Source organism: Enterococcus sp. GPZ-007 (assembly GCF_059374735.1).
In genome coordinates this window covers 1-8,233 of the sequence record NZ_JCAFYN010000080.1, presented here as the reverse complement: position 1 = coordinate 8,233, position 8,233 = coordinate 1, and the positions used below count along the sequence as shown (strand labels likewise).

At 38.0% G+C, this 8,233-nt stretch carries 13 protein-coding genes; 10 read left to right on the top strand and 3 right to left on the bottom strand.

Annotated elements, in window-relative coordinates:
• Nucleotides 1–129: 129 nt before the first annotated feature.
• The 3 genes from AC4J95_RS20730 (at nucleotide 130) to AC4J95_RS20720 (ending at nucleotide 1,282) form a co-directional block, all read left to right on the top strand.
• Nucleotides 130–450 (top strand): DUF960 family protein, encoded by a 321-nt coding sequence (locus tag AC4J95_RS20730; protein ID WP_494551492.1) that lies wholly within the window; start codon nucleotides 130–132, stop codon nucleotides 448–450.
• A 61-nt stretch (nucleotides 451–511) separates the two neighbouring features.
• Nucleotides 512–994, top strand: a complete 483-nt coding sequence (locus AC4J95_RS20725; protein ID WP_494551491.1) for a JAB domain-containing protein — start codon at nucleotides 512–514, stop codon at nucleotides 992–994.
• 57 nt (nucleotides 995–1,051) lie between these two features.
• Nucleotides 1,052–1,282 (top strand): hypothetical protein, encoded by a 231-nt coding sequence (locus AC4J95_RS20720; RefSeq protein ID WP_494551490.1) that lies wholly within the window; start codon nucleotides 1,052–1,054, stop codon nucleotides 1,280–1,282.
• On the opposite strand, the gene AC4J95_RS20715 is transcribed toward AC4J95_RS20720, so the two are convergent.
• Nucleotides 1,275–2,114 (bottom strand): LysR family transcriptional regulator, encoded by an 840-nt coding sequence (locus AC4J95_RS20715; protein WP_494551489.1) that lies wholly within the window; start codon nucleotides 2,112–2,114, stop codon nucleotides 1,275–1,277. The two genes, AC4J95_RS20720 and AC4J95_RS20715, sit on opposite strands and share 8 nt — an antisense overlap.
• A 149-nt stretch (nucleotides 2,115–2,263) precedes the next feature.
• Between AC4J95_RS20715 and AC4J95_RS20710 the strand changes: the two genes are divergently transcribed.
• The 4 genes from AC4J95_RS20710 to AC4J95_RS20695 all read left to right on the top strand — a co-directional run bounded on the left by AC4J95_RS20710 (nucleotide 2,264) and on the right by AC4J95_RS20695 (nucleotide 4,824).
• On the top strand, nucleotides 2,264–3,232 hold the full coding sequence (locus AC4J95_RS20710) for a TDT family transporter (RefSeq protein ID WP_494551488.1): 969 nt from the start codon (nucleotides 2,264–2,266) through the stop codon (nucleotides 3,230–3,232).
• 66 nt (nucleotides 3,233–3,298) lie between these two features.
• Nucleotides 3,299–4,150: a dTDP-4-dehydrorhamnose reductase gene (gene rfbD / locus AC4J95_RS20705; protein ID WP_494551487.1), complete on the top strand. Its 852-nt coding sequence runs from the start codon at nucleotides 3,299–3,301 to the stop codon at nucleotides 4,148–4,150.
• A 5-nt stretch (nucleotides 4,151–4,155) separates the two neighbouring features.
• Nucleotides 4,156–4,563 (top strand): DUF4809 family protein, encoded by a 408-nt coding sequence (locus tag AC4J95_RS20700; RefSeq protein ID WP_494551486.1) that lies wholly within the window; start codon nucleotides 4,156–4,158, stop codon nucleotides 4,561–4,563.
• A gap of 3 nt (nucleotides 4,564–4,566) precedes the next feature.
• Nucleotides 4,567–4,824: a hypothetical protein gene (locus tag AC4J95_RS20695; RefSeq protein ID WP_494551485.1), complete on the top strand. Its 258-nt coding sequence runs from the start codon at nucleotides 4,567–4,569 to the stop codon at nucleotides 4,822–4,824.
• 659 nt (nucleotides 4,825–5,483) lie between these two features.
• Here the strand turns inward: AC4J95_RS20695 and AC4J95_RS20690 are convergent.
• Nucleotides 5,484–5,936: a DUF2188 domain-containing protein gene (locus AC4J95_RS20690; RefSeq protein ID WP_494551484.1), complete on the bottom strand. Its 453-nt coding sequence runs from the start codon at nucleotides 5,934–5,936 to the stop codon at nucleotides 5,484–5,486.
• A gap of 180 nt (nucleotides 5,937–6,116) precedes the next feature.
• Between AC4J95_RS20690 and AC4J95_RS20685 the strand changes: the two genes are divergently transcribed.
• A complete protein-coding gene (locus tag AC4J95_RS20685; protein WP_494551483.1) occupies nucleotides 6,117–6,431 on the top strand; it encodes a GNAT family N-acetyltransferase in 315 nt (104 codons plus the stop codon).
• The gene (locus AC4J95_RS20680; RefSeq protein WP_494551482.1) at nucleotides 6,428–6,625 is read left to right on the top strand and encodes a hypothetical protein; all 198 of its coding nucleotides are present in this window, start codon (nucleotides 6,428–6,430) and stop codon (nucleotides 6,623–6,625) included. The genes AC4J95_RS20685 and AC4J95_RS20680 overlap by 4 nt, the downstream gene beginning before the upstream one ends.
• An 11-nt stretch (nucleotides 6,626–6,636) precedes the next feature.
• Here AC4J95_RS20680 and AC4J95_RS20675 read toward each other — a convergent pair whose 3' ends face one another.
• Nucleotides 6,637–6,804 (bottom strand): hypothetical protein, encoded by a 168-nt coding sequence (locus AC4J95_RS20675; protein WP_494551481.1) that lies wholly within the window; start codon nucleotides 6,802–6,804, stop codon nucleotides 6,637–6,639.
• A gap of 175 nt (nucleotides 6,805–6,979) precedes the next feature.
• Between AC4J95_RS20675 and AC4J95_RS20670 the strand changes: the two genes are divergently transcribed.
• Nucleotides 6,980–8,119 (top strand): glycerate kinase, encoded by a 1,140-nt coding sequence (locus tag AC4J95_RS20670; protein ID WP_494551480.1) that lies wholly within the window; start codon nucleotides 6,980–6,982, stop codon nucleotides 8,117–8,119.
• Nucleotides 8,120–8,233: the final 114 nt, after the last annotated feature.

Below are 8,233 nucleotides of genomic sequence, written 5' to 3'. Positions count from 1 at the left end.
TACCAAACAAAACATGTCATGTAAAACTGAACCGCCGTATACGGAACCGTACGTACGGTGGTGTGAGGGGACGATGAGTGAAATAATCACTCATCTCCTACTCGATTTTGTCTAGAGGAGGATTAAACAATGTTCGATACACAAGAAAATCGCTATATCACGAGGGGAGTGAATGAACAAGTATCAAAGGAAATACAGCAACGTTGTTTTCAGTTGATTGATGAGAAGGTGAAACAAGCAGAGATTACGTTGGATTATCTACAAATCTTTGAATTCAATCGAGACGACCAACGAGGAACGATCACGATTATCCATCGTCAAGAAGAACCATTCTTTATTAATTATCATGAATGTCGAATTACGAATGATTTAGCAAGTTTCCAAATAAAAAAGCTGTGGGTGATTGATGATCATACCCATCAGACGATGTTGTTACCAGAAGAGTATTGATAGCACATAATAAGTACAAGAGTAAGAAATTTCAAAAATTAATAGAAAGAAGGACTTGACAATGACAAAACCAGATGTCAAATGTGAGCCAAAGAAACGTGTAAATATCGTCTCTTTGCAATTAGTAAAGGAATCATCCGTACTGTATGCGGGAAGAAAATGCAATACCTCTCAAGCGTTGTACCAGTTATTTTCTCCCTTTATAGAGCATAAAGATAGGGAATTTTTAGTGATGGCGGGGCTTTCTCAAAAGTTAGAACCAACCATTATCCAGACGATTCACATTGTCACGATCAATCAATCATTAGCTTATCCAAGAGATATTTTGAAAGCAGCATTGTTATCTAATAGCGTGTCAATTTGCATCGCACATAATCATCCGTCGGGAGACGTAACGCCTTCTCTATCTGACATTCAACTAACTGCTCGTTTAGAAAAAGCTGCAAAGTTATTACAGATCAAATTACAAGATCATATTATCATTGGTTCAGGTGGAGAGTACTTATCGATGAGAGCCGAAGGACATATTAAGGATGATGAATAACCCTAATGACGATTGTTGGTCATTAGGGTTTTCTTTTTGCAGAGAGGACGGACTTAAATGTTAAATCGAGCAATCAACATTTTAAAAGAACAAACAGGGATTGTAACACCTGAAACAGACTGGGGATTCAAATTGATTACTGCCGAACGAGAAGAGATGGATCCAGCCATTATTCAGGTAAGCAATACGGAATTGCAAGCATTAGTTATGACTCATTTGTATTTGAGTCAATTTCATAATTATCAGCCCTACAATATCAGTAGTTTTTTGTGTCGAAGAATTATTTAGCTGAATGGTTGTATAACTCTGTTAATGACAACTTGATTCGCTCATAAACTAAAGCTGTTTCAGGGGCTTGGTTTTGTCTATTTTGAATAATAAAGAGATCTCTATACCTGTATTCATCGTCTATTTCCTGCCACTTCAAGGAATCTGTCAAGGCGAGTTTAGAAATGATTGATTTTCCTAAGTTGTTTTCTAATAAGGCTAGAATAACCTCGCTATTATTTGCTTTGATGATTTGTGGATTTAGGTGATTGGCATAAAGATAGGTCTCATTAAAATAATACATACCAGAATCGTTTTCTCTCAAAATCCAGTAATCAGAATCAATATTTCCAGCGAGTACGAGTTCATCTTTATAAACAAATTCTTTTTGGATTAAGGGAGAAACGATTGATTTTTCAATTAATCCGATATGGGCTTTGTTTCCCTCAACGGCATCAATCACTTCCTGTGAGTTCATGATTTTAATTTCAAAAGCGATTAATGGAAATTCCGCAATTAGCCGTTCCATAATTTCTGGCAGTAAGTGGACAGCTGTAGTGTTAGAGCAACCAAGGATACAGTCGGTTTTGAAGTTTTTAGAATTTTTTGCTTGTGCAAAGATACTAGCTAGTGAGTTCAATGATTCTACCACCTTAGGGTATAAAAATTCAGCCTGTTTCGTCGGCAATATCAGCTGTTTTCCTTTCCGTTCAAATAGCTTAAAGCCTAGTTCCGATTCTAATCTTTGAATTTGAACGGAGATAGTTGGTTGTGTTTTGAACATTTGCTTTGCGGTGGTACTAAAATTTCTTGTTTCATAAACAATAATGAAAGTTCTCAATAATTCTAACAATGGAATTCCACCTTTTTCTATTAATGATATTTATAACTAGTATGCAAAATCATTATTTTACAAATAGTTCACTGGTGATTATTATAGGGATGTAAAAAATATATTTCAAGTACTATTAAATTTTTCGATAGTTTAGAAAGGATAGAACTATGAATAATACAATAAAAAACTTTTTAAAAGCTATTCCAATACCCATTTGTGGACTAATCTTAGGAACAGTGTCACTAGGAAATCTGCTGTTTTTAGAGGGATTGGAAAAAATAGGGAATACTTTTTGTTTTACTGGACTTTTAATGATGTTGGTGATTCTTTTCAAAATTATTTTTACCTTCAAAGATACGCTGGCTGCATTAAGAAATCCCATTGTTGCTTCAGTAGCGCCGACATTTACGATGGCGTTAATGGTGATTTCAGTATTTCTGGAAAGATTATTTCCTAATTTAGTCATGAATGATTGTTTATGGCTAACAGCGATCATTGTCCACATTACGTTAATGGGATATTTCATTGTAGTCCACATTCTGCCTGTGGAGGTAACCTTGGAATCTATTTACCCGAGTTGGTTCATAACATTTGTTGGAATAGGAGTTATTCCTAATACATCGACTGTTTTTATCAAAGAGTTAGGGGAAATCGTTGTTTGGATTGCATTAGCTTTATACCTCATTCTGTTGCCGATCATAATAAAGAGAATTACTCACAGAAACAAGCTGGAAAATTCTGCTATCCCTCTGATCACGATCCTGACAGCACCAGGTTCACTTTGTTTAGCAGGGTATTTATCAGTAAGTAAAGACATTTCTCTTCCATTTGTAGCCTCATTGTTGATTTTGTCGCAACTTATTTATGCTTGTATCATTCTTCGCATGAAAAGCATGCTGAAAGTAGGATTTTATCCTAGTTATGCTGCTTTCACATTTCCTTTAGTTATCTCAGCAACGGCAATTTTTAAAGCCTCAAAAGTTTTTGAGACTTTCCCAATTTTATTACGGGTTACTAAATCGCTGAGTATTATAGAAACGATTTTAGCTATTTTAGTTGTTTGTTACGTCTTGGTTGAGTATTGTATCCATCTTTACAATCAAACAAAAATCTTAAGAGTAAATCGTGAATTTTAGAAAGAAATAATCAATGAAACTTACAGAATAAACGTATAATAACTGTGATGGAAGGGGTTGAAATGAATGATTCTAATTACTGGAAGCCAAGGTCAGTTAGGAACGGAGCTACGTCATTTATTAGATGAAAAAGCGGTGGATTATCTCGCTACAGGTACGAATCAGTTGGATGTTACTGATAGAGCAGAAACTTATCAGTTTATTACTGAGTTGAGGCCTGAAGTCATTTATCATTGTGCAGCCTATACTTCTGTAGATAAGGCAGAAGGAACCAACAAACGATTGAACGAAAAAATCAATGTTGAAGGGACACGTAATGTTGCAGAAGCAGCGAAGGCTGCGGGTTCGACCTTAGTCTATATTAGTACGGACTACGTTTTTGATGGGATGAAAGAAGACGGTATGTATCAAGAAGATGATGTAACAAATCCGATTAATGAATATGGGCGGACAAAGTCTTTAGGTGAAAAAATCGTAAAAGAATTGCTGGATGATTATTATATTATCCGCACTTCATGGGTATTTGGAACATTTGGAGACAATTTTGTCAGCACGATGCAGATTTTGGCGGAGACACAAAATCGTTTAGCCGTTGTGATGGATCAAGTTGGTCGTCCAACATGGACTCGTACGCTTGCTGAATTTATGATTTTTTTGATTGAGAAACAAGCTCCGTTTGATGTATATCAGTTGTCAAACGAAAATAGTTGCTCTTGGTATGAGTTTGCCAAGGAAATTCTAAAAGATACGGATGTAGAAATCGTACCTGTGAGCTCAAAGGAATACCCGCAAAAAGCAGCACGTCCCCGGTATTCGGTTATGGATTTAAGCAAAGCGAAAGCATTAGGATTTGAAATTCCTACATGGCAGGAAGCATTGTCAGGTTTTGTCAAACAACAGATTAATTGTTGGAGGTAAGATGAATGAAAAAGGCGATAATTACAAGCAAAGAAAGACTGATTGAAGGTGGATGCAATGCCTGCGGATTTGTGAATTGTATCACCCACACCATTCATTTTGAAGATAGGAGAACCGAAGCTCTGGATAATTTAGATTTACCTTCCTTAGTTAGGACGCTCGCAATAAAAAATGGTTGGCGAGAATCAGTCGAAATAATCGGTATTGGTGAAGAAAGAGTAAATTTAGTAAAAAATTCTCAGATCGTATCGATTGATGAAAGTAGTAATAAGATTTGCTATAGAAAAAAGGCGTACTGTATTGAAAGACCAAAATCAATTAGAGATACAAATCTTTTATTTGAAGAATGTAATGAAATATTAAAATCAATTTTTGGTGTTGAACACTATTTAATAAAACTGCTTAATGAGTAATTTATGGTTAATTTGAAAGAAGGTAAAGAAAAAATGGTAATTGGTTTAGGAGATAAGATCACTGCGAAAAATGTACACGGTGAAACTATTTCAGGAGAAATTTTGAAAATTTATGCGAATACTGTTTTAGTGGTGAGTCAAACAACGCCGCATCTTGTAAGTAAGACAGAGTTTTATCAAAAAGGCGATGCGATAGATGGAGTCAGTGATCCGATCATAGGAAATGGTGAATTCACTATTTCTAAATTTAAAAGCGCATAATGAGTATGTGAGGTAGTGTCAACCAAGACGTGAAAATTGAATTGTAGCTGCCGTATACCTGAGCCAATTTCATTCTCAGCCCGTGCTATATCAGTAGTTTCAAGACATACGAAAAAGGAACCTCCCCCATCTGTTACACTTAAGTTGTCCTAGCAGACACGTACTCAGAAAGGAGGGATTTCCTATGCCCATTATACAACAACCTATACTATTTGAGTTGAGATAGAAGTTTTGGAACAAATGAAACGAATCGCTATAAAGCTGAACTTAGGCGAACTTATTCAGCTAGCTTATAATGCCAAACGATACGCAGTGCAATGATTGAATCACGAGTGTTTGCTTTTCTGTAAAGGTGAATTATGAAATTGGCTCACTTATTAATACATAATCACTTTGATGTTAGAAAGGTATTGAGAGTAGCATGATTACCAGAAAATCTATTTACTCGTGAACAGATTAGAGTTGATGAATCAGAATACTATGCGCTAATGAATGCTATTGGCAGCCAAGCGCCAGACAAACAAACGTTGATTAATCTTGCTACTAAGGAAAGCAAAAGAGAGTATAATTAATGTTTTTGAAGCGTTTACAAAAAACAGTTAATCTGCAAAAAAGATGGTAAGAAGTCGCACACTGCTTCTTCTTACCATCTTTCTTCATTATTCAGAATAATCAACTGTATCCTGCAATTTTCCATCCTGTTTATAAATTTTCACCGTGGAGTTTTTATTCTTGGCGATTTCTTTCCCTCGTTCTACCGCCTGCTCCTTTTTGTCGAAAGTGTCGCTTGCTTGGCTGGCTTTTTCAGACATGACGATCCATTGTTCCTCTTGATATTTGACTTCAACATCCGCGTTCATCAGTTTTTTAGCGTTCTTGTCGTGTTCATGAGAATCATTTTTTTGAGGCGCTTTCGCTTTCTGAAAGTCCTTCTTTTCTTCGGCAGAAGCGTCATCGTACCATTTCTCAGCTTGACTGATAGCGATCGGGATCGCTCGTTCATCTGGATAGTCATCGTTTAATAGAGCGTTGCCGATATCAATGGCTTTTTTCCGAATCAATGGATCCAGGTTTTTCATTGAGGCTGGGTAATCATTCATATTCCAAGGCATACATGCGTCCTCCTTCAATTCATTCTATCTCTACCATACTATGGATGTGTGTGAATCAAAATTGATTTGCTCAAGCTAGTCAATTGCGAAATCATTTTGAATAGTAGAAAATAGCGGCAAAGATTTATTCGATTTTATCAAAGCTGTGGGAAATTTTTCTTTACAAAGGAGTCATTCATTATGAAATTTAAAATCCAAACTAGACGAACTACGATTCGCGATTTTAAGCTAAAGGACATCGATACATTTATGGAGTACCGGAACGATCTTGAGTGGATGCGTTATCAAGGGTTCCAAGGCATGACGAGAGAAAGCTACGAGAGAGAACTGTTGAGGAATCAATCTCTTGATGTTGGAAAACAGTACGCCATCACTGATACAGTCATGGGTCAGTTGATCGGGGATGTCTATCTGAAACGTGAACAAGAAATTTATTGGATCGGGTATACGGATCACCGCGCTTTCAGCAGCTGGGCTTTGGAAAAGAAGCTGTGATTTGGGGAATAGACTGGGGGAGGAAACAAGGTGGTACTTGTATAAAGGCCGCTGTCCTGCTAGAAAACACTGCTTCGATAAGGCTGCTGGAGAGTTTGAATTTTTCCTATCTTACTGAAGAAGCCGGTGAGCTAGTTTATGTATCTGATTTGCATTGCGATGATATTACGCAAAAAAATGCGCGTCCTAGCTAGGATGCGCAATGCTAATCTTTTCGGATTTTTGAGACATGTTTACTGCGGCCGCCGATCTTTGCGGCGAACTGATCACATTCTTGCTTGCTCTGGAATACCCAAAGCTTCTCAGGGTCTTTTTCACGGGTGCGCTGACCTTCTTTACCAATGTAACCATGTAGGACTTTGACAACATACATAAGATCACCTGCTTTTTTTAGTTTAGTAATAGTATACGGGTCAAAAAAGCGAAAGCAATTTTTTTGCCTAATGATTAAGGGAATTTTATACCTGAGAATTTTCTATGAAGCTTGATAAGACTCGCTAGTTTAAGAGATACTGTGAGTATAAAGTCATTTCGAGGTGGAAATTTTGATGAAGAAAAGGTTTGTGTTAGCACCGGATTCGTTTAAAGAAAGTATGAGTGCCAAAAAAGCCTGCGAAGCGATGGAACGCGGGATTCGCAAAGTACTGCCGGATGCGAAGGTGATCCATGTCCCGATGGCAGATGGAGGCGAAGGAACAGTCGATGCGTTGGTCGATGGTAGCGATGGGACAAAAATCGAAGTAGTCGTCTCTGGACCAATCCCAACGGAAAAAGTAACGACCTACTATGGACTATTAGCAGATAAAAAGACGGCTGTGATGGAGATGGCAAAAGCCAATGGCATCGAGCTGTTAGCTGAGAATCAGCGCAATCCATTGCTTACTTCAACATATGGTACTGGGGAGATGATTAAGGCGGCTTTAGATCATGGAGCTGAGAGGATTATCATCGGTATCGGCGGCAGTGTGACAAATGATGGTGGGGCAGGAATGGCCCAAGCATTAGGCGTTCGATTGCTGGATGAGGAAAATAATGAACTTCCTCTAGGCGGGGGAGCGTTGTCAAAATTGGCAACAATTGATGTCACCAATATCGATCCCCGCATCAAAAATACAGAAATCGTCATTGCCAGTGACGTGACCAATCCCTTGACTGGACCAAAAGGCGCATCTGTAGTGTTTGGACCACAAAAGGGTGCGACACCTGAGATGGTTGAAGAGCTGGATAAAAATCTTGCTCATTATGCGAAGGTCATAGAAAAAGAATTAGCAATCGACATTGCTGATCAGCCTGGTGCTGGAGCAGCCGGAGGATTAGGAGCGGGGCTTTTGGTTTTTACTGGTGCTAGTATGCGATCTGGGGTTGATTTAGTAATCGAGCTGACTCATCTAGAAGAAGTGATTTCCCAAACGGATTATGTATTTACCGGAGAGGGCGGCATGGATTTTCAAACGAAATTTGGCAAAGCGCCTTATGGTGTGGCGAAGGTCGCTAAAAAATATCAGAAGCCCGTCTTTGCTTGTGCCGGCTATATTGGTGAAAACGTTGAGGTACTGTACGATGAAGGGATAACGGCTATTTTTGGGATTTTAGCTAAGTCCGGCTCATTAGATGAAGCACTCAAATCAGGAGAGGTCAACTTGGAGCGAACAGTCGGAAACATCGTGCGTATTCTGGATATGAAGTAAAAAAGTGTTGATGGTAAGTAAATATAGGACCAAGGTATTCTCAAAAAGAGGATGCCTTTTTTTGTTTTCTACAGTCAAAAAACTGTTTGTAGTAAAAAAATTACTTTCTTCTAA

Excerpts from the sequence above, each read along its gene's own strand:
- rfbD (WP_494551487.1), top strand. The coding sequence starts at position 3,299 with ATGATTCTAATTACTGGAAGCCAAGGTCAGTTAGGAACGGAGCTACGT.
- AC4J95_RS20700 (WP_494551486.1), top strand. The coding sequence starts at position 4,156 with ATGAAAAAGGCGATAATTACAAGCAAAGAAAGACTGATTGAAGGTGGA.
- AC4J95_RS20695 (WP_494551485.1), top strand. The coding sequence starts at position 4,567 with ATGGTTAATTTGAAAGAAGGTAAAGAAAAAATGGTAATTGGTTTAGGA.
- AC4J95_RS20670 (WP_494551480.1), top strand. The coding sequence starts at position 6,980 with ATGAAGAAAAGGTTTGTGTTAGCACCGGATTCGTTTAAAGAAAGTATG.
- AC4J95_RS20720 (WP_494551490.1), top strand. The coding sequence starts at position 1,052 with ATGTTAAATCGAGCAATCAACATTTTAAAAGAACAAACAGGGATTGTA.
- AC4J95_RS20730 (WP_494551492.1), top strand. The coding sequence starts at position 130 with ATGTTCGATACACAAGAAAATCGCTATATCACGAGGGGAGTGAATGAA.
- AC4J95_RS20685 (WP_494551483.1), top strand. The coding sequence starts at position 6,117 with ATGAAATTTAAAATCCAAACTAGACGAACTACGATTCGCGATTTTAAG.
- AC4J95_RS20690 (WP_494551484.1), bottom strand. The coding sequence starts at position 5,936 with ATGCCTTGGAATATGAATGATTACCCAGCCTCAATGAAAAACCTGGAT.
- AC4J95_RS20710 (WP_494551488.1), top strand. The coding sequence starts at position 2,264 with ATGAATAATACAATAAAAAACTTTTTAAAAGCTATTCCAATACCCATT.
- AC4J95_RS20675 (WP_494551481.1), bottom strand. The coding sequence starts at position 6,804 with ATGTATGTTGTCAAAGTCCTACATGGTTACATTGGTAAAGAAGGTCAG.
- AC4J95_RS20725 (WP_494551491.1), top strand. The coding sequence starts at position 512 with ATGACAAAACCAGATGTCAAATGTGAGCCAAAGAAACGTGTAAATATC.